Source organism: Streptomyces sp. NPDC045431, assembly GCF_040646655.1.
Taxonomy (GTDB): Bacteria; Actinomycetota; Actinomycetes; order Streptomycetales; family Streptomycetaceae; genus Streptomyces.
The window spans coordinates 707798-727248 of record NZ_JBEZAQ010000001.1 but is presented as its reverse complement, the minus strand read 5'-3'; the positions used below and the strand labels follow the sequence as shown (position 1 = coordinate 727248).

Annotated in this window: 15 protein-coding genes, 1 tRNA gene and 1 pseudogene; 9 read left to right on the top strand and 8 right to left on the bottom strand. The window is 69.7% G+C overall.

The genetic code is table 11. The features are described 5' to 3' along the window. Window positions 1-50: 50 nt before the first annotated feature. Together AB0A69_RS03265 and AB0A69_RS03260 are read right to left on the bottom strand one after the other, a co-directional pair. Complete coding sequence (locus AB0A69_RS03265; protein WP_361414731.1) at window positions 51-1271, bottom strand: branched-chain amino acid ABC transporter substrate-binding protein; 1221 nt, start codon at window positions 1269-1271, stop codon at window positions 51-53. A 121-nt stretch (window positions 1272-1392) separates the two neighbouring features. Next, entirely contained in the window at window positions 1393-2877 is a 1485-nt protein-coding gene (locus AB0A69_RS03260) for a cation:proton antiporter (RefSeq protein WP_361414729.1), read from the bottom strand. A gap of 344 nt (window positions 2878-3221) precedes the next feature. Here AB0A69_RS03260 and AB0A69_RS03255 point away from each other — a divergent pair, with 344 nt between their 5' ends. The 6 genes from AB0A69_RS03255 (at window position 3222) to AB0A69_RS03230 (ending at window position 8607) form a co-directional block, all read left to right on the top strand. After that, window positions 3222-4817, top strand: coding sequence for an amino acid adenylation domain-containing protein (locus tag AB0A69_RS03255; RefSeq protein WP_361414727.1), 1596 nt, complete (start codon window positions 3222-3224; stop codon window positions 4815-4817). A gap of 1 nt (window position 4818) precedes the next feature. Next, window positions 4819-5073, top strand: a complete 255-nt coding sequence (locus AB0A69_RS03250) for a phosphopantetheine-binding protein (RefSeq protein ID WP_361414725.1) — start codon at window positions 4819-4821, stop codon at window positions 5071-5073. 136 nt (window positions 5074-5209) lie between these two features. Continuing rightward, window positions 5210-6166, top strand: a complete 957-nt coding sequence (locus AB0A69_RS03245) for a chlorinating enzyme (protein WP_361414723.1) — start codon at window positions 5210-5212, stop codon at window positions 6164-6166. Window positions 6167-6264: 98 nt separating this feature from the next. Next, window positions 6265-6900, top strand: coding sequence for an alanyl-tRNA synthetase (locus AB0A69_RS03240; protein WP_361414721.1), 636 nt, complete (start codon window positions 6265-6267; stop codon window positions 6898-6900). Beyond that, window positions 6887-7882: a DMT family transporter gene (locus AB0A69_RS03235; protein WP_361414719.1), complete on the top strand. Its 996-nt coding sequence runs from the start codon at window positions 6887-6889 to the stop codon at window positions 7880-7882. Before AB0A69_RS03240 ends, AB0A69_RS03235 begins: the two co-directional genes overlap by 14 nt. Beyond that, entirely contained in the window at window positions 7879-8607 is a 729-nt protein-coding gene (locus tag AB0A69_RS03230; protein WP_361414717.1) for an alpha/beta fold hydrolase, read from the top strand. Before AB0A69_RS03235 ends, AB0A69_RS03230 begins: the two co-directional genes overlap by 4 nt. A gap of 16 nt (window positions 8608-8623) precedes the next feature. On the opposite strand, the gene AB0A69_RS03225 is transcribed toward AB0A69_RS03230, so the two are convergent. Then, window positions 8624-9277: a response regulator gene (locus tag AB0A69_RS03225; RefSeq protein ID WP_361414715.1), complete on the bottom strand. Its 654-nt coding sequence runs from the start codon at window positions 9275-9277 to the stop codon at window positions 8624-8626. A gap of 102 nt (window positions 9278-9379) precedes the next feature. Here AB0A69_RS03225 and AB0A69_RS03220 point away from each other — a divergent pair. Continuing rightward, window positions 9380-9452, top strand: a tRNA-Leu gene (locus tag AB0A69_RS03220). A 92-nt stretch (window positions 9453-9544) separates the two neighbouring features. Next, a pseudogene (locus AB0A69_RS03215) lies at window positions 9545-9634 on the top strand (helix-turn-helix domain-containing protein); the annotation flags it as partial. A gap of 15 nt (window positions 9635-9649) precedes the next feature. Here AB0A69_RS03215 and pyk read toward each other — a convergent pair. Next, a complete protein-coding gene (gene pyk / locus AB0A69_RS03210) occupies window positions 9650-11077 on the bottom strand; it encodes a pyruvate kinase (RefSeq protein WP_361414713.1) in 1428 nt (475 codons plus the stop codon). Between the two features lie 132 nt (window positions 11078-11209). Further along, a complete protein-coding gene (locus AB0A69_RS03205; protein ID WP_361414711.1) occupies window positions 11210-11908 on the bottom strand; it encodes an SIMPL domain-containing protein in 699 nt (232 codons plus the stop codon). A 112-nt stretch (window positions 11909-12020) separates the two neighbouring features. Here AB0A69_RS03205 and AB0A69_RS03200 point away from each other — a divergent pair, with 112 nt between their 5' ends. Beyond that, window positions 12021-13826 carry a 5'-nucleotidase C-terminal domain-containing protein gene (locus AB0A69_RS03200; protein ID WP_361414709.1) on the top strand — a complete coding sequence of 602 codons (1806 nt, stop codon included), beginning with the start codon at window positions 12021-12023 and terminating at the stop codon, window positions 13824-13826. Here AB0A69_RS03200 and AB0A69_RS03195 read toward each other — a convergent pair. The 3 genes from AB0A69_RS03195 to pepN all read right to left on the bottom strand — a co-directional run bounded on the left by AB0A69_RS03195 (window position 13823) and on the right by pepN (window position 19428). Then, window positions 13823-15193, bottom strand: coding sequence for a SidA/IucD/PvdA family monooxygenase (locus AB0A69_RS03195; protein ID WP_361414707.1), 1371 nt, complete (start codon window positions 15191-15193; stop codon window positions 13823-13825). The genes AB0A69_RS03200 and AB0A69_RS03195 overlap by 4 nt on opposite strands. Continuing rightward, complete coding sequence (locus AB0A69_RS03190; RefSeq protein WP_361414705.1) at window positions 15190-16836, bottom strand: aminotransferase class V-fold PLP-dependent enzyme; 1647 nt, start codon at window positions 16834-16836, stop codon at window positions 15190-15192. Before AB0A69_RS03190 ends, AB0A69_RS03195 begins: the two co-directional genes overlap by 4 nt. A 108-nt stretch (window positions 16837-16944) precedes the next feature. After that, a complete protein-coding gene (gene pepN / locus AB0A69_RS03185) occupies window positions 16945-19428 on the bottom strand; it encodes an aminopeptidase N (protein ID WP_361414703.1) in 2484 nt (827 codons plus the stop codon). Window positions 19429-19451 lie beyond the last annotated feature (23 nt).

Genomic DNA, 19451 nt, shown 5'->3' with positions numbered 1-19451 from the left:
AGCGGCTGCGGGCCACACTCCCGGCCGGAGATGTGGCCCGCTTCCGGAAATCAGCTTCCGGCCAGCTCCTCGACCGGTCCCAGGTAGGCGATCTTTCCGTCCTTCACCTGGTACAGGAACACGTCCTGAATCTTCAGCGCACCCTTTTCATCGAAGGAGAATTCCTTCGTGAGGCCCTTGTAGGAAGCCTTCTTCAGCGCCTCGTACACCGCCTGCCGGTCCGGCTTGTCACCCAGCTTCTTCAGCTCCGCGATCACCATGTTGGTGAGGTCGTACGCCTCGGCCGAGTACGTGCCCGGGTCAACGTTGAACTTCTTGCGGTACTCCTCGGTGAACTTCTTGGTGTTCTCCTCGACCTTCGCGTCGGTGCACGGGCAGGTCAGGTACCAGTTGTTCGCGGCCGCACCGGCGAGCTCGATGAACTTCATGTCGTTCGTGCCGTCACCGGAAATCGCGGCACCCTTGTAGCCCGCTTCCACGAGCTTCTTGGCGAACGGCGCGGCGTCCTGGTAGTAGCCCGCGTAAATCAGCGCGTCGGCCTTGGAGTTGACCACGTCCTTGGCGGTGGCGCTGTAGTCCGGGGTCTTGGCGGGGACGGACCTCTTGATGACCTCGACGCCGGCGGCCTTGAGGTCCTTCTCCGCGATCCCCGCGAGCCCGACGCCGTAGTCGGACTTGTCGTCGATCAGGTAGACCTTCTTCGGCTTCAGCTTCTTCGCGTAGTAGGTGGCCATTCCGGCACCCTGGGCGTTGTCGTTGGGAACGCCCTGGAGGAAGGTCTTGAAACCCTGCTCGGTCAGGTCTCCACGCGTTGCGGACGCGGAGAGCGCGGCGAGACCGGCGTCACCGAGCAGAGGCGCGGCGGAATTGGTCGGTCCGGAGAATGCGGGCCCGATCAGCGCGACGACGTTCGGGTCGTCGATCGCCTTCTGGGCCGCGGCGGTGGCCTTTTCGGGGAGACCCTGGTCGTCCACCGCCATGTACTCGATCTTGAAGGGAAGGTCGCCCTTTGCGTTCGCCTGCTCGATGGCGAGCTTGATGCCCTTCTCCTCGTTCTCTCCCAGCGCCGTGTTGTCACCGGAGAGCGGCCCCTGGAAAGCAATCTTCAGGGCGTCACCGCCGCCTCCGGAATCACTGCTGCAACCAGTGAGCGCCAAGGCGCCCACAGCCACGGGAATGGCGAACTTGATGATGTTCTTGTTCAGCACAGAAGGCCCCCAGAAGCGCCTGACTTTTGTAAGCGCGTGCAGCGGGCGGAGCGCCCTCCACACCCAACCGCGCGTCAGTGCGGTGTGCGGGGAATGTAATCGTGCGATGAGCCACCCGTATAGGTGAGTCGACGATGTGTGATCCGCCCGTGACCTGCGTCATGTGCGGAATGCGGTACGCACCTTACCGAGAATCGGACAAGTCAGAGCGAACCACAAGATCCAGCCGTCCGGGCCCCTCACCCGCACCGACGGCGGCCGGAACTGTTTCCTCCCCGGAGCCGGGGCGTGGCGCCTCGCCCAGGGCACGGGGGCCCATCCAGCGCAGCACGGGACTCGTCACCACGGTCGTGACCAGGGCGACCAGGGTGAGCAGTCCGGCCATCCTGTCGTCGATCAGGCCCGCCTCGCGACCGATCTGGATCACCACGAGCTCGGTCAGGCCACGGGCGTTGAGCAGGACCCCCAACCCCAGGGCGGCGGGCCACGGCATGCCCGTCAGGCGTGCACAGATCCCCGCCCCCGCCACCTTCGACACGATGGCGAACACCAGCAGGCCGACGAGCGTGAGCAGGGTGCCGGCGCCCCAGCTCAGGTCCCTCAGGTTCACGGTCAGACCGAAACCGAAGAAGAAGAACGGCAGCAGGATCGTTTTGGCGACCCCGGCCACGCCCTCGACGGCCACCGCCGCGACCCGGTGGTGCCGGGGCCACATCAGCCCCACCAGCATGGCCCCGATGAGCTGGTGGACGCCGAGCGCCGCCGTCAGCGCGGCCGCCGCCATGACCCCCGCGACGAGGAAGGCCACCACACCGCCACCGCCGTCCGCCCTGTCCCTCTTCTCCGCCCACCGCGCGAGAAGCAGCCGGACCGGTCCCAGGCAGATCACCACCACGATCGCGAGGAGGAGGGCCTGTACGGCCAGCGGGCCCATGCCCGCGCCGTGCGAGAGCGCCAGGATCGCGGTCAGCAGGAGCCAGCTGCCCGCGTCGCCGACCGCGGCGCAGAACAGGCTGAGCTGACCGGTGCGCGTCTTGGTGGCGCCGATGTCGGAGAGGATGCGCGCGAGCACCGGGAACGCCGTGATGCTCAGGGCGCAGCCCACGAACAGCACGAAGGCGAGCGGATGCCCCGCCGGCCCGAGATGGCGCTCCACGAGCGGCAGCGCGATCACCGCGCCGGCGGCGAACGGCACGAAGAGCGAGGCCTGGCTAATGAGTACGGTCCGGGCGGCCGCCCCGCGCAGCCGCATCGTGGAGAGCTCCCGGCCCACCCCGAACATGAAGACCACTAGGCCGAGTTGGGCCAGCCCGCTCATCATGTCCCGTGCCTGGGAGGGGAAGAGCCATGCGCTGAATCCGGGGGCGAGCCACCCCAGCAGGGTCGGCCCCATCAGCAGGCCCGCGCAGATCTCACCGATCACCCGGGGTTGCCCCAGGGCCTTGAGGGCGGCGCCGCCGAGGTGCGCGGCGGCGAGCACCACACCGGCCGCGAGGAGGAAGTGACCCGCCCCGTCCAGCCCGCCCGCCGGGGCGACGCCCCGTCCCACCCCGGAGCCCGGACCGGAAGCCCGGGCGGCGGCTAACGCGATCACCACGAGCGGCAGGACGACCGTGACACCGATCGCGACGTAGAGGGCGCGACGGTCACGCCGGGCAGCAGAACGCATCACCACGAACGAATCTCCTTGATTACGGAGGCGGAAGAGCACAGCGGGCTCGCACCAGGGAACCGAGGAACACCGTTTGGAAGCGCGGATCTTCGTGAGAGGAACACCGGAGGCCGCGGCCCGACAAGACGTCGGCACCGCTCCTGCCCCGAATGGGGACCAGGCCAGCGTCACATGACCGAATGAAAGTCAAGCATGAACAAGCCAGCTCGAACGGGGTTGTGATGAAGACCACATCGAGCCGCTCGCTGATTGATCGTCGACCGTTTGTGGCAGCATGACCGACGTTCGAGCACATCCGTTCTTCTGTTCCACGAGCAACTCCCCCAACCCCAGGGAGCGTTGTGCGCAAGACAGAGATGGCGCCCACCGGCCTCGGAGAAACACGCGAGAACCGGACACTCACCTCGATCCTCGCCTCGACCGTCGCCACAGCACCCACCCGCAGGGCACTGGCACTCGAAGGAGAAACACTCTCCTACACCCGGCTGAACGACTGGTCCCTGGCCCTCGCCGAACAATTACGCACCCACGGAATACGCCGCGGCGACCGCGTGGCCCTCCGCATTCCACCGAGCATGGAAGCCATCGCCGCCATACTCGCCGTCCTCCACTGCGGAGCGGCCTACGTACCGCTCGACACCCGCAACCCCCGCACCCGCAACGACTTCATCCTCCAGGACAGCGGCGCCACCGCCCTCATCGGAGACACCACCGAAAACCTCCTCGCCCCCGGCCTGCCGGTCATCACCGTCGACGAGGTGACGGCCCTGCGCGACAGCACACCCTCGCGCCCCCTACCCGCGGACACGGGCCCGCAGCCGGACGACACCGCCTACGTCATCTACACCTCCGGAACAACCGGCCGCCCCAAAGGCGTACCCGTCCGCCACGAAAGCGTCGCCGCCCTCCTCCACTCCACCGCGCGGCTCTTCGAGTTCACCGCCGAGGACAAGTGGCTCCTCTTCCACTCCCTCGCCTTCGACTTCTCCGTATGGGAAATCTGGGGACCCCTCTCCACCGGAGCCGAACTCGTCATCCTCCCCCACTGGAGCGCCCGCACATCGGACGGATGCCTGAAAGCGGTACGAGAACACGACATCACCGTGCTCAACCAGACCCCCACGGCCTTCGGCGCCCTCGCCGACGCCGCGCTGACCTCCGGCCACGACCTCACGAGCCTCCGCTACATCGTCTTCGGCGGAGAGAAACTCACCCCACCGGTCCTGCGCCCCTGGGCGAAGCGGTACGGAGTCACCCGCCCCCGGCTCGTCAACATGTACGGGATCACCGAGACCACGGTCCACGCCACCTTCCACACCTGGACCGAACAGGAACTCACCGGCGAGGACTCCGTCATCGGCCACCCCCTCCCCGGCCTGCACACCCGCATCGTCACCGAGGACGGCCGCGAAGCCACACCCGGCGAACCAGGAGAGCTCTGGCTGGCGGGCACCCAGGTGTCCCACGGCTACCTCCACCGGGACGAACTCAACGCCGAACGCTTCCCCACCGCACCCGACCCCGCCGACGGAACCCCGCGCCGCTACTACCGCTCCGGCGACCTGGTCACCCGCCGCCCCGACGACACCCTCGTCTACCAAGGCCGGGCCGACCTCCAGGTCAAACTACGCGGCCACCGCATCGAGCTCAGCGACGTGGAAAGCGCCGTACGCGACCATCCGGCCGTACTCGACGCCGTCGTCTTCGCCCACACGTTCGCCCCCGGAGACACCCGCCTCGTCTGCGCCTACGCCACCCCACCCGGAAGCGGGACACCGGACGCCCGCACCCTGCGGGCCCACGTCAAGGAGCGACTGCCGTCCTACATGCACCCCGGCAGATACCTCCCCCTCCCCGAACTACCCCGGACCGTCAACGGAAAAGTCGACCGGACCGCAGTGGTCCAGGCATTCCAGGCAATCCGAGAAAGGAAATGACGTGTCGGAAACCCTGAGCCCCTCGGCGCGCACCGCCGAAGTCCAGAAGGCCACCCTCGACTGGGTCGCCGAACTCCTGGAGGACTCCGCCATCCGCCCCGAGGACAACTTCCTCGACCTCGGCGGACACTCCATGCTCGCCCTCCAGCTCAACCAGCAGGCGAAGGAACGCTTCGGCGCCGAGTACGACATCCAGACCCTCTTCGAAGGCACCCTCGCCGAAGCCGCCGCCCACCTCGCCGGCCGCCTGAACTGACGCTCCAGCCCCCCAGCACTCCAGCGCTGGACCACACACCCCACAGCACCCGGACCGGCAGCAGAAACCGAGAAGCGAACCACTCCTCCGTACACACGACCGTCCCACGACGTCGCAAGAGAATGGACGAGCCCGCATGACCACCTCGGAACAGACCGACTTCCGCCTCACCCCCGAGCAGCTCGAGCAGTTCGAGCGCGACGGATACATCGGCCCCATCAAGATCTACGAGCCCGAGGAAATGGAAGAGCGCTGGAACACCATCCGGCGCCAACTGCCGGACCGCTCCCACGCCATCTACCCCAACGACGCCCTCGGCGGCGTCACCAACATCTCCAACTACGACCGCCACCTCGACGTCGACCTGCTCTCCGAACACATCATGAGGGCCGAGATCGTCGACCGCGTCGCCTCCATCCTCGGCCCCGACGTCCTCTGCTGGCGCACCGAGTTCTTCCCCAAGTACCCCGGCGACGAAGGCACCGACTGGCACCAGGCCTCCACCTTCGCCAACGCCAGCAAAAAGCCCCAGATCCTCTGGCCCTCCCAGGACGGCCAGCCCGCCTTCGGCGGCACCATCACCGTCTGGACGGCCTTCACCGACTCCACCAAGGAGAACGGCTGCCTCCAGCTCATGCCCGGCACACACCGCCACATGAACTACGACGAGTCCAAGCCCATGGAGTACAACCCCGACGCCGTCAACGCCGTCGAGAAGGACGGCGTCAGGCGCGGCTTCTTCGGCTACGACTACCGCCAACTCCAGAAGGACCCCAACTGGAAGCCCGACGAGTCCCAGGCCTTCCCCCTCGTCATGAAGCGCGGCGAGTGCGTCATCTTCTGGTCCACCCTCATGCACGCCTCCCTCCCCCACACCGGCAGCAAGAAGGACTACCGCATGGGCTTCGCCGCCCGCTACGTCCCCACCCAAGTACAGGTCTACCCCGGCACCGAGGAAGTGGCCGAATACGGCGGTGGCATCCCCCTCGACAACTACGGGGCAGTACTCGTTTCTGGTAAAGACGAGTACGGCATCAACCGCATAGCCACCCGCAGTCAGCGCGGCTACGAATTCGTCCCGCGCTCACTCTGACACCCGCGAGCCGGCGGGACGGCACCCCCGCCCCGCCGGCAGCGGCACACTGACAAAGCCAGGCCCGGAGGCCCCCGTTGCGGCAGCATCACCTGTACTTGGAAGACACCTACCGTTTCAGCGTCACCACCCGCGTCCTCGACACCGGACACAGCGAACACGGGCCCTGGATCACGCTGGAACACAACATCTTCCACCCCCAGGGCGGCGGACAGCCCAGCGACACGGGCACCGTCGGCACCGCACCCGCACGCCCCTTCAAGGACCCCGAGGCCCCCGGCCACACCGTACGTCTCTCCTGCGACACCGACGCCACCGCCGGAGACGAAGTCACCACCACCATCGACGAAGAACTACGCCTCCGCCACGCCGCCCTCCACACCTGCGGCCACGTCGTCGACTCCTTCATCCGACAGGCGGGATTCCGCCATCGTGTCAGCAACCACTTCCCCGGCCAGGCCCGCATCGAATTCGACGCCGGCGCCGACAAGCCCGACCTCCAGAACCTCGCCGCCACCATCGAGGAACAGACCCGCAAGGCCATCGCCGCCGACCACAAGGTCCACGCCGACCACCGCGGCGACCAGCGGATCATCACCATCGACGGCGTCGGGGAAGACCCCTGCGGAGGCACCCACGTCACCTCACTGGGCCGCCTCACCGGCTTCTCCCTGCGCTCCATCAAGGTCAAAAGCGGTGTGCTGAAGGTGGGATACACCGTTGAGCACCTCTAAGGCCACCGTCCCCCAGGACACCGCCCCCCTGCCCCACCCCCCGAAAACCGACCGCCCCACCCGCGCCTGGATGGCCGACCTCGGCGTCCTCGGCGTCGCCATCGTCTGGGGCTCCACCTACGTCGCCATGCAGTGGACCGGCCAGTACATCTCCGTACCGGCCTTCCTCTTCCTCCGCTTCGCCCTCGGCGCCCTCGCCATCACCGCCCTCTCCCTCCACCTCTGGCGCCACGTCACCCGCGACGAAGTGCTCCTCGGCTGCCTCTTCGGCATCCTGCTCTTCGCCATCCTCTTCCTCGAAACCCTCGGCGTCCGCTACACCCTCGCCTCCAACGCCGGCTTCCTCATCGCCCTCTCCGTCATGCTCGTCCCCCTCGCGGAACGCCTCTTCCTCCGCGTCCGCATCGCACGCACCATCTACCCCCTCACCCTGCTCTCCGTAGCCGGCTGCGCCCTCCTCACCCTCCACCAGGGCCTCTCCATACGCAGCGGAGACCTGATCATCCTCGCCGCCGCCCTCATCCGCGCCGGCCAGATCGTCCTCTTCAGCGCCCGCACCCAAGGCCGCGACCTGTCCCTGCTCCGCGTCACCGCCATCGAGCTCTGGGTCGTCGCCGCCGGCGGCCTGCTGGTCGCCCTCCTCCAGCCCGGCCGGTCATGGGCACAGATCACCCAACTCCCCACCTCCGCCTGGCTGGTCATCGCCTACCTCGGCATCGCCGGAACCGCCTTCGCCTTCCTCGTCCAACTCCACGCCGCCCGCGCCTCCAGCCCCACCCGCGTAGGACTGGTCCTCTCCACGGAGCCCTTCTTCGCCGCGGTCTTCGCCGTCATCCTCCTCGACGAGCACCTCGGACCCGTCCAGATCCTCGGCGGCGGACTCATCCTGCTGTCCGCCATCGCCGGACGCTGGGTCGACGCACGCCACCGCAACGGCAGCCCCACGACGAAGACACCGGAACAACGGGAGACACCCCCATGAAACCCACCCCCCTGGTCCTCCTGCACCACTCCGGCGGATCAGCCCAGGTCTTCTCCCCCCTCATAGCCGCCCTCCCCCCGGCCATCACCCCCGTCCCCCTCGAACTCCCCGGCCGCGGCCGCCGCTGGCGCGAAGAACCCCTCACCACCGCCGAAGCAGCCCTCACCGACCTCGCCGAGCAACTCCCCGCCGCGGGCGTGACCGGGCACTTCGCCCTCTTCGGCCACAGCATGGGCGCCTACCTCGCGCTCGCCCTCGCCGCGAAACTGGAACGGGAAGCCTCCCCCGCCCAGTGCACCACCCTCTTCGCCTCGGCCAACGCCGGACCCCAGTGCGCCGTCCCGCTCTTCGAGGGGAACCCACTCGAAGCCGACGACGAGGACATCCTGCGCACCGGCGCCCGCTTCGGCGGCCTGGACCCCCAGATCCTCGCCCACCCACAGCTACGGCAGCGCACCGCCCGCACCCTGCGGGCCGACTTCGGCGTCTGCGACTCGTTCGTCCGCGAACTCCGCAGCAACGTCACCGAGAGCCCCCTCGTCGTCTGCTACGGCATCGAGGACTCCTTCAGCCAACACCAGCTGACCATGTGGCGGTGCAGCTCCGCCTCCGCCACGGAACTGGTCCCCTTCCCCGGCGACCACTTCTACCTCACCGAGCAGGCACCCGCCCTGGCGGACCTCATCACCCGACGGCTCACCGCCACCGTGGCCCAACCCGCCTGACCCGCCCGCCCGGCGGTCACTGACCCTTGGCCGCCTTCTTCTCCTCGGCGTCCTCGATGACCGCCTCCGCGACCTGCTGCATCGACATCCGCCGGTCCATCGACGTCTTCTGGATCCACCGGAACGCGGCCGGCTCCGTCAGCCCGTACTGCGTCTGCAGGATGCTCTTCGCCCGGTCCACCAGCTTGCGCGTCTCCAGGCGCTGCGAAAGGTCGGCGACCTCCTTCTCCAGCGCCTTCAGCTCCGCGAACCGCGACACCGCCATCTCGATGGCCGGCACCACGTCGCTCTTGCTGAACGGCTTCACCAGGTACGCCATGGCCCCGGCGTCCCGCGCCCGCTCGACCAGGTCGCGCTGGGAGAACGCGGTGAGCATCAGGACCGGGGCGATGGACTCCTCGGCGATCTTCTCGGCGGCGGAGATCCCGTCGAGGACGGGCATCTTCACGTCCAGGATCACGAGGTCCGGCCGGTGCTCCCGCGCGAGCTCGACGGCGCGGGCACCGTCACCGGCCTCACCGACGACGGAGTACCCCTCCTCCTCGAGCATCTCTTTCAGGTCGAGGCGGATGAGGGCCTCGTCCTCGGCGATGACGACGCGGGTCGTCAGCGGCGGGACGTGCGACTTGTCGTCGTCGGCGACGGGCTGGGGCGACTCGGGGGCGGTCACGTAGGCTCCTCGTTCCAAGGCTGGCACAGCTCCCCATGAGCCTACCTAGCTCCTGTAAGGTAGGGGCACGGCGGGTAACCGCCAACCTTCGATTCGAAGGATACCCCGGTAGCCCAGCGGTAGAGGCAGTGGTCTCAAACACCATCCAGCGTGGGTTCGAATCCCACCCGGGGTACAAATGCTTTTGATTCCATGGTCGGACATCCAGTGGCGTTCCACTCGATAGCGCGATCGAATTTCCGTCGTTTCTCGCCACGGCCGAGGTCCTGCACCCGCGGTGGCAACCCCTACAACATCTCCGTCGCCCGACGGGCGTCCGTCGCGCTCATGGACGCCCATGTCGGGCCGAAGTACTGAGCCTCACAACCGGGGCTACGCCACCCGGTCGCCGATGCGGTGGACACGGACCAGGTTCGTGGAGCCCGGGACGCCCGGCGGGGAGCCGGCGGTGATCACGACCAGGTCGCCCTTGCGGCAGCGGCCGATCTTGGTGAGTTGCTCGTCGACCTGGGCGACCATCGCGTCCGTGGACTCCACGTGCGGGCCGAGGAAGGTCTCGACGCCCCACGTGAGGTTCAGCTGGGAGCGGGTGGCCGGCTCCGGGGTGAAGGCGAGCAGCGGGATCGGGGAGCGGTAGCGGGAGAGGCGCTTGACGGTGTCGCCGGACTGGGTGAAGGCGACGAGGTACTTGGCGTCGAGGAAGTCGCCGATCTCGGCGGCCGCGCGGGCGACGGCGCCGCCTTGGGTGCGGGGCTTGTTGCGCTCGGTGAGGGGGGTCAGGCCCTTGGCGAGGATGTCCTCCTCGGCCGCTTCGACGATGCGGCTCATGGTGCGGACGGTCTCGATGGGGTAGCGGCCGACGCTGGTCTCGCCGGAGAGCATGACGGCGTCGGTGCCGTCGATGACGGCGTTGGCGACGTCGCTGGCCTCGGCGCGGGTGGGGCGGGAGTTCTCGATCATCGAGTCGAGCATCTGGGTGGCGACGATGACCGGCTTGGCGTTGCGCTTGGCGAGCTTGATGGCGCGCTTCTGGACGATGGGTACCTGCTCCAGCGGCATCTCCACGCCGAGGTCGCCGCGGGCGACCATGATGCCGTCGAAGGCGGCGACGATGTCGTCGATGTTCTCGACGGCCTGGGGCTTTTCGATCTTGGCGATGACGGGGACGCGGCGGCCTTCCTCGTCCATGACGCGGTGGACGTCCTCGATGTCGCGTCCGCTGCGTACGAAGGAGAGGGCGATGACGTCGGCGCCGGTGCGCAGGGCCCAGCGGAGGTCGTCGATGTCCTTGGTGGAGAGGGCCGGGACGGAGACGGCGACGCCGGGGAGGTTGAGGCCCTTGTTGTCGGAGACCATGCCGCCTTCGGTGACGGTGGTGTGGACGCGGGGGCCGTCGACGGAGGTGACTTCGAGGGCGACGCGGCCGTCGTCGACGAGGATGCGTTCACCGGGGGTGACGTCGTCGGCGAGGCCTTCATAGGTGGTGCCGCAGGTGTGGCGGTCGCCTTCGACGGGTTCGACGGTGATGGTGAAGGCGTCGCCGCGTTCAAGGAGTACGGGGCCTTCGCGGAAGCGTCCGAGCCGGATCTTCGGGCCTTGAAGGTCGGCGAGGACGCCGACGCTGCGGCCGGTTTCGTCGGAGGCTTTGCGTACGTGCGCGTAGCGCTCCTCGTGTTCGGCGTAGGAGCCGTGGCTGAGGTTGAGGCGGGCGACGTCCATTCCGGCCTCGACCAGTGTCTTGATCTGGTCGTATGTGTCGGTGGCGGGCCCCAGGGTACAGACGATTTTTGCTCGGCGCATGGTTCGACCCTAGGGCCTACCGGCGGGTAGAGAATTGGTCCCGCATGACGACTCAACAACCTTTGCATGAAGGGCTATTGACAAGTGTTGAATTGTGCGCAGGGGTGCTCTGATGAGCGCTGGGCGTGAGCGCTACAGGGCGGGCGGGTGCATGGTGAAGCGGGCGTTCACCTGAGCGGTGACGGTCTGGCGCTGGGGTTCGAGGTCGAGGGCCGGTGCCATTTCGGTGGCTTCGGCGGCGAAGGCCATGCGGGGTGATCCGCCGGGTGCGTTGGGCCGCAGGGGGTAGGAGGGGGCGTTCTCGGCGCCGAGGTCGGCGAGTTCGACGAGGGCGGCGAGGCGGGTGCCGAGGGCGTCGGCGTATTCGCGGGCGCGTTGGACGGCTTCCTTGACGGCTTGGCGGCGGGCGGCGCCGTGGGCCGGGGAGTCGGGGCGAAGGGCCCACCAGGGGCCGTCGACGCGGGTGAGTTCCAGGTCGGCGAGGCGGGTGGTGAGTTCGCCGAGGGCGGTGAAGTCGGAGAGTTCGGCGGTGAGGTGGACGCGGCCGTGGTAGGCGCGGACGCGTTCGCCCTTGCCGCGTTTGGTGAGCTCGGGGCTGATGGAGAAGGCGCCGGTCTCCAGTTTTTCGACGGCGTCGCCGTAGGACTTGACGAGGTCGAGGACGGCGGCGTTGCGGCGGGTGAGGTCTTCGAGGGCGCTGCGGCGGTCGGTGCCGCGTGCGCCGACGGAGATGCCGATGCGGGCGATTTCGGGGTCGACTTCAAGGCGGGCTTCGCCGCGTACGGCGACGCGGGGGGCTTCGGCGGTGCCGTACGGCAGGTCGCTGGTCATGGCCCGTCATTTCCTCCTGGTCACCGGATCGAAACCTGGTGGGGCCTGTTTCCGGGGGCTGCCGTGCGTCAGAATCTACGCGCGTTGTGCACTGCGAATCGAAGGAGATCACATGCCGCTGAACCGTAGGACCTTCCTGGAGCGGTCGGCTGCCGCCGGTGCCGGCGTGGCCTTGGCGGGGTCGGTCGCGGGCCCGGCCGTGGCGCAGGACGAGACGGGCGGGAAGGCCGGGAAGGACAAGCGGTACTCCTTCACCGTCATGGGGACCACCGACCTGCACGGGAACGTCTTCAACTGGGACTACTTCACCGACAAGGAGTTCGACGACAAGGCGCACAACGACGTCGGTCTGGCGAAGATCTCCACGCTGGTCGAGCAGGTCCGGGAGGCGAAGGGGCGGCGGAACACGCTGCTCATCGACGCGGGCGACACGATTCAGGGCACGCAGCTGGCGTACTACTACGCCAAGGTGGATCCGATCACGGCCGAGCGGGGCCCGGTCCACCCGATGGCGCAGGCCATGAACGCGATCGGGTACGACGCCGCGGCGCTCGGCAACCACGAGTTCAACTACGGCATACCGGTGCTGCGGAAGTTCCAGGAGCAGTGTGACTTCCCGCTGCTGGGTGCGAACGCGCTGGACGCGAAGACGCTGCGGCCGGCGTTCCCGCCGTACAGCGTGCACCGGCTGCGTACGCCGTGCGGGCGGGATGTGCGGGTGGCGGTGCTGGGGCTGACGAACCCGGGGATCGCGATCTGGGACAAGGCGAACGTCAGCGGCAAGATGGTCTTCCCGGGGCTGGAGGAGCAGGCGGCGAAGTGGGTGCCGAAGCTGCGGGCGATGGGTGCGGACGTGGTGATCGTGTCGGCGCACTCGGGGTCGAGCGGGACGTCGTCGTACGGGGATCAGCTGCCGTACATCGAGAACGCGGCGGCGCTGGTGGCCGAGCAGGTGCCGGGGATCGACGCGATCCTGGTGGGGCACGCGCACACGGAGATCCCGGAGTACCGGGTGCGGAACAAGGAGACGGGCAAGGACGTCGTGCTGTCCGAGCCGTTGAAGTGGGGGCAGCGGCTGACGCTGTTCGACTTCGAGGTGGTGTGGCGCAGGGGCCGCTGGGTGGTGGAGAAGGTCGGTGCCTCGGTGCTGAACTCGAACACGGCCGAGGAGGACCCGGAGATCGTGAAGCTGCTCGGTGACGAGCACGCGAAGGTGGTGGCGTACGTCAACCAGGTGATCGGTACGTCGCCGGTGGCGATGTCCACGGCGGAGGCGCCGTGGAAGGACGAGCCGATCATCGATCTGATCAACCACGTGCAGGCGGAGACGGTGCGGGCGGCGCTGGCGGGCGGGGAGTACGCGGCGCTGCCGGTGCTGTCGCAGGCGTCGTGCTTCTCGCGTACGGCGCGGATCCCGGCGGGGCAGGTGACGATCCGGGACGCGGCGGGGCTGTACCCGTTCGAGAACACGCTGGAGGCGCGGCTGCTGACGGGCGCGCAGCTGAAGGAGTACCTGGAGTACTCGGCGAAGTACTACGTCCGGACCGCGTCGGGGGCGCCGGTGGAGACGGCGAAGCTGACGAACGCGGAGGGTACGCCGGACTACAACTACGACGCCGTGTACGGGCTGACGTACGAGATCGACATCGCGCAGCCGGTGGGTTCGCGGATCGTGAACCTGTCGTTCGAGGGGAAGCCGCTGGACCCGGCGGCGCGGTTCGTGCTGGCGGTGAACAACTACCGGGCGAGTGGTGGTGGGGCGTTCCCGCACGTGGCGGCGGCGAAGCAGGTGTGGTCGAACTCGGAGGAGATCCGTAACACGATCATCCAGTGGGTGCAGGCGAAGGGGACGATCGACCCGGCGGCCTTCGCCTCGGTGGGGTGGAGGCTGACGCGGGAGGGTGTCCCGGTGTTCTAGCGGGTGCGCTGGTGCGGGAGCCCTGGGAGGCCGAAGGTGGTGAACGCCGTCCGGCTCGGCAGCGGGTAGGGCTCCTTGCCGGTGAGTGAGTTGAGGATGGTGGCGGCGCGCCAGGCTGCGAGGCCGAGGTCGGGCGCGCCGACGCCGTGGGTGTGGGTTTCGGCGTTCTGTACGTAGACGGCGCCGGTGACGCAGGGGTCGAGGACGAGGCGGTATTGGTCGTCGATGCGGGGGCGTTCGGCGGAGTCGCGGCGGAGGTAGGGGTCGAGTCCGGCGAGGACGCGGTGGAGGGGGCGTTGGCGGTAGCCGGTGGCGAGGACGACGGCGTCGGTGACGATGCGGTCGCGGGTGCCCTGCTGGATGTGTTCGACGTGCAGTTCGACCTTGGTGGTGGCGAGGCGTCCGGCGGTGCGGACGCGGACGCCGGGGGTGAGGACGGCGTCGGGCCAGCCGCCGTGGAGGGTGCGGCGGTAGAGCTCGTCGTGGATGGCGGCGATGGTGTCGGTGTCGATGCCTTTGTGGAGCTGCCACTGGCGGGGGACGAGGTCGTTGCGGACGTGTTCGGGCAGGGCGTGGAAGTAGCGGGTGTAGTCGGGGGTGAAGTGCTCCAGGCCGAGTTTGGAGTACTCCATGGGGGCGAAGGCCTCGGTGCGGGCGAGCCAGTGGATCTTTTCGGCGCCGGTGGGGCGGGCGCGTAGGAGGTCGAGGAAGATCTCGGCGCCGGACTGGCCGGAGCCGATGACGGTGACGTGTTCGGCGGCGATGAGGCGGTCGCGGTGGTGGAGGTAGTCGGCGGAGTGGAGGACGGGGACGGTGGCTGCGGCGGCGAGGGGCCGGAGGGGTTCGGGGATGTAGGGCTCGGTGCCGATGCCGACGGCGAGGTGGCGGGTGTGGGTGCGGCCGGGTGCGTGTGCCGCGCCGTCGGCGTCGAGCTGGGTGTAGTCGACTTCGAAGACGTCGCGGTCGGGGTTCCAGCGGACGGCGTCGACCTGGTGGCCGAAGTGGAGTCCGGGGAGGTGGTCGCTGACCCAGCGGCAGTACGCGTCGTATTCGGCGCGGTGGATGTGGAAGCGCTCGGAGAAGTAGAAGGGGTAGAGCCGTTCGCGGCTGCGGAGGTAGTTGAGGAACGTCCAGGGGCTGGTGGGGTCGGCGAGGGTGACGAGGTCGGCGAGGAAGGGGACTTGGAGGGTGGCGCCTTCGATGAGGAGGCCGGGGTGCCAGTGGAAGGCGGGGCGCTGTTCGTAGAAGGCGGTGGCGAGGCCGCCGGGGACGCCGTGGGCGAGGGCGGCGAGGGAGAGGTTGAAGGGGCCGATGCCGATGCCCACCAGGTCGTGGGGGTGATCGGTGGTGTGGGGGTGATCGGTCATCGGGTGGTGCTGCCTTCCACGAGGGTGAGGAGGTGGGCCAGGTCGTCGGGTGTGGCGTGGGGGTTGAGGAGGGTGGCTTTGAGCCAGAGGCGCCCGTCGGCGGTGCGGGCGCGGCCGAGGACGGCGCGGCCTTCGGTGAGGAGGGTGCGGCGGATGGCGGCGACGGTGGTGTTGGGGGCACCGGTGGGGCGGAAGAGGACGGTGGAGAGGGTGGGGCGTTCGTAGAGCTCCAGGGCGGGGTTCTTCTCGACGAGGTCGGCGAGGTGCTGGGCGGCGGCGCAGACCTGGTCGACGAGGGTGCCGAGGCCGCTGCGGCCGAGGGCGCGGAGGGTGACGGCGATCTTGAGGATGTCGGGGCGGCGGCTGGTGCGTGGGGAGCGGCCGAGGAGGTCGGGCAGGCCGGCTTCGGTGTCGTCGTCGGGGTTGAGGTACTCGGCGGTGTGGGCGAGGGGCCGTAGGAGGGCCCGGTCGGGTACGGCGAGGAGGCCGGCGGCGAGTGGTTGCCAGCCGAGTTTGTGCAGGTCCAGGGTGACGGTGGTGGCGCGGTCGAGGCCGCGGAGGAGGTGGCGGCGGGTGTCGCTGAAGAGCAGCGGGCCGCCGTAGGCGGCGTCGATGTGGAGGTCGGCGCCGTGGGTGTCGCAGAGGTCGGCGATCTCGGGGAGGGGGTCGATGCGGCCGGTGTCGGTGGTGCCGGCGGTGGCGGCGACGAGGACGGGGCCGCGCAGGCCGGTGAGTACGGCGTCGAGGGCGGTGAGGTCGAGGGTGCCGTCGGGCGCGGGGACGGTGACGGGCTCGGGCATGCCGAGGAGCCAGGTGGCGCGGTGGAGGGAGTGGTGGGCGCCCGCGCCGCAGACGGTTTGCACGGTGGCGCCGAAGGCGCCGTGGCGTTCGCGGGCGAGGAGGAGGGCGAGCTGGTTGGCTTCGGTGCCGCCGGTGGTGACGAGCGCGTCGGGGGCGGGTCCGGTGGGGTGGACCTCGGTGGCGAGGGCGTGGGTGACGAGCTCTTCGAGGGCGGAGGCGGCGGGGGCCTGGTCCCAGGAGTCGAGGGACGGATTGAGGGCGGCGGCGGCCAGGTCGGCGGCGACGGCGAGGGCGAGCGGTGGTGTGTGCAGGTGCGCGGCGCAGTGGGGGTGCGCGGGGTCGGCGGCGCCGTAGGCGAGGGCGTGGGTGAGGGTCCGGAGGGCTTCGTGGGGGCCGGTGCCGGTGGGCGGGATGAGGGTGTCGGTGCCGGGGCGGGCGGGTGCGGCGGGGCGCTCCGGGCGGTGCCCTGAGGAGGTGGCGGGCGGTGCGGCGAGTCGTACTCGGGCGCCTGCGGAGGCGCCGGGCGCGGCGGCGGGGCCGACGCAGGCGCCGGGGTCGGCGGTGGGGTTCTCCGGGAGGCCTGTGAGGGCGCCGGGCGCGGCGGCGGGGCCGGCGGAGGCGCCGGGGTCGGCGAGAGGCTGCGGCGGGAGGCTCGCGGAAGCGGCGGCCTGGTGGCCCGTCAGGGTCTCGTAGAGATGGGCCGTCACCGCGGCCGGGCCGCCGGGGGGTAGGGGGCCGCCGCGGGCTGTGGTGCCGGTGTGGAGGGCGTCGAGCACGGTGTCGACGAGGGGGCGCAGCGCGTCGGGGCCTGCGGGACCTCCGGCGAGGGACGGGGTGCTCATGGGGCCAGCGTGGACCGCCGCCGCACCGGGTGGGTACCGGTGCGGGGCGATCACAACCCGAAAGTGGGACGCCTTCGGCGAGAGGTACGCCGCCGGGTCCCGCTGCTGCTATGCCTCCCGGACGCGGAGTGCGCGGCGCAGGTCGTCGAGCTGGTCGGCGAGCTGGCGGCGCAGGGCCGGGATCATGGTGCCGGTCGCCAGGGTTTCCTCGCCGAGGCGCAGGTTCTCGGCGTCGACCGCGTGGGCCGGGAAGGCGAAGCGGCCGGCGGCCTCGGCGATGGCGGGGCCGCGGCGGTCGGCGAGGGCGATGGCGTCGGGGTAGAACCGGGGCACGTACTCCCGTACGAGCTCGGCCTGTTCGGGCTGCCAGAAGCCCTTCGCGGTGGCGGTGAAGAGGTAGTTGGAGAGCGTGTCGGAGGCGAACATCCGCTCCCAGGCGGCCGCCTTGGCCTCGGGGGCCGGGAGTGCGGCGCGGCAGCGGGCGGCGCCTTCCTGGCCGGTGGCGCTGGGGTCGCGGTCCAGCTCGGCGGCGATGGCGTCCTCGTCGGTGGCGCCGAGGACGGCGAGGCGGGTCAGGATGCGCCAGCGGAGCTCGGGGTCGAGGTCGGGGCCGCCGGGGACGGCGCCTTCGTCGAGCCAGCCCTGGAGGGTGCCGGGGCGCTGGGCGGTGTCGATGCGGTGGCGTACGGCGGTGAGGCGGAGGCCCGGGTCGGTGCCGTCCTCGGTGCGGCGGATGAGGTCGCGGGTGAGGTCGGTGAGCAGGTCGAGGGCGTCGGGCCGGGCCTCGGGGAGGACGTACCGGTCGGCGATGTGGGTGGCGGCGAAGCCGAGGACGCCCTGGACGATGGCGAGGTCCTTCTCCTCGGGGAGGTGGGCGCGGGCGGTCTCCAGGTAGGCGGCGGGGGCGAGTTCGCCGTCGCGGACCATGTCCCGCAGGGAGTTCCACACGACGGCGCGGGTGAGGGCGTCGGGGATGCCGGAGAGGTTGCGGAAGGCGGGTTCCTCGGAGTGCTCGTCGAGGCGGACCTTGGCGTAGGTGTGGTCGCCGTCGTTGAGGACGATGAGCGCGGGGCGGGGGCCGGGGATGTGCGCCGGGGCTTCCTGGGGGACGTCGAGCTCGATGCGGTCGCGCAGCACCAGCCGGCTGCCGTCGGCGAGTTCGCGGTCGTACAGGCCGGCGGTGACGCGGTGCGGGCGGCTGCCGGTGCGCTGGACGGCGAGGGTGCCGGTGGCCGGGTCGTAGGCGGGGGTGAGGGTGTCGACGCCGGCGGTGCGCAGCCAAGTCTCGGCCCAGCCGTGGACGTCGCGGTCGGTCACGGAGGCGAGGTTGTCGATGAAGTCGGCGAGGGTGGCGTTGCCGAACTTGTGGCGGGCGAAGTGGGCGTTGATGCCGGCGAGGAAGTCCTTCTCGCCCATCCAGGCGACGAGCTGCCGCAGCGCGGAGGCGCCCTTGGCGTACGAGATGCCGTCGAAGTTGAGCATCGCGGAGGCGATGTCGGGGACGGCGTCGGCGTCGGGGGCGACGGGGTGGGTGGAGGGCCGCTGGTCGGCGTCGTAACCCCAGGCCTTGCGTACGACGCCGAACTCGATCCAGGTGTCGGGGTAGCGGGTGGTGGCCTCGTTGACGGTCTGGTAGCCCATGTACTCGGCGAAGGACTCGTTCAGCCAGATGTCGTCCCACCACTTGAGGGTGACGAGGTCGCCGAACCACATGTGGGCCATCTCGTGGGAGATCACCATGGCGCGGGTCTGGCGTTCGGTGACGGTGACGGCGGAGCGGTAGACGAAGTCGTCGCGGAAGATGACGAGGCCCGGGTTCTCCATGGCGCCCGCGTTGAACTCGGGCACGAAGGCCTGGTCGTACGAGTCGAAGGGGTACGGCTCCTCGAACTTCTCGTGGTACCGGTCGAAGCACTGCCGGGTGACGTCGAGGATCTCGTCGGCGTCGGCGTCGAGGTGGGGGGCGAGGGAGCGGCGGCAGTGGATGCCGAAGGGCAGTCCGGCGTGTTCGGTGCGGATGGAGTGCCAGGGGCCGGCGGCGACGGCGACGAGGTAGGTGGAGATGAGGGGGGTGGGGGCGGTCTGCCAGCGGCCGTCGGCCTGGCGGGTGGTGATGCCGTTGGCGAGGACGGTCCAGTGGTCGGGCGCGGTGACGGTCAGCTCGAAGACGGCCTTGAGGTCGGGCTGGTCGAACGCGGCGAAGACGCGCTGGACGTCTTCGAGGAACAGCTGGGTGTAGATGTAGGTCTCGCCGTCGGTGGGGTCGGTGAAGCGGTGCATGCCCTCGCCGGTGCGCGAGTAGCGCATGGTGGCGTCGACGCGCAGCTCGTGCGGGCCTTCGGCCAAGGTGAGGGGGTAGCGGTTGTCGTCGAGAGCCCCGGGGTCGAGGGGCTTCCCGTCGAGGGTGAGGGCCCGGAGGGTGACGGGCTTGAGCTCGACGAAGGTGTCGCCGTGGGTGCGGGCGGTGAACCGGATGACGGTGGTGGAGTCGAAGGTCTCGTCGCCGGTGGTGAGGTCCAGGTCGATCGTGTACCGCTGGACGTCGAGGAACCGGGCTCGGGTCTGCGCTTCGTCGCGCGTCAGTGCGGGCATGGGCCCATGCTGCCCGATGCTCG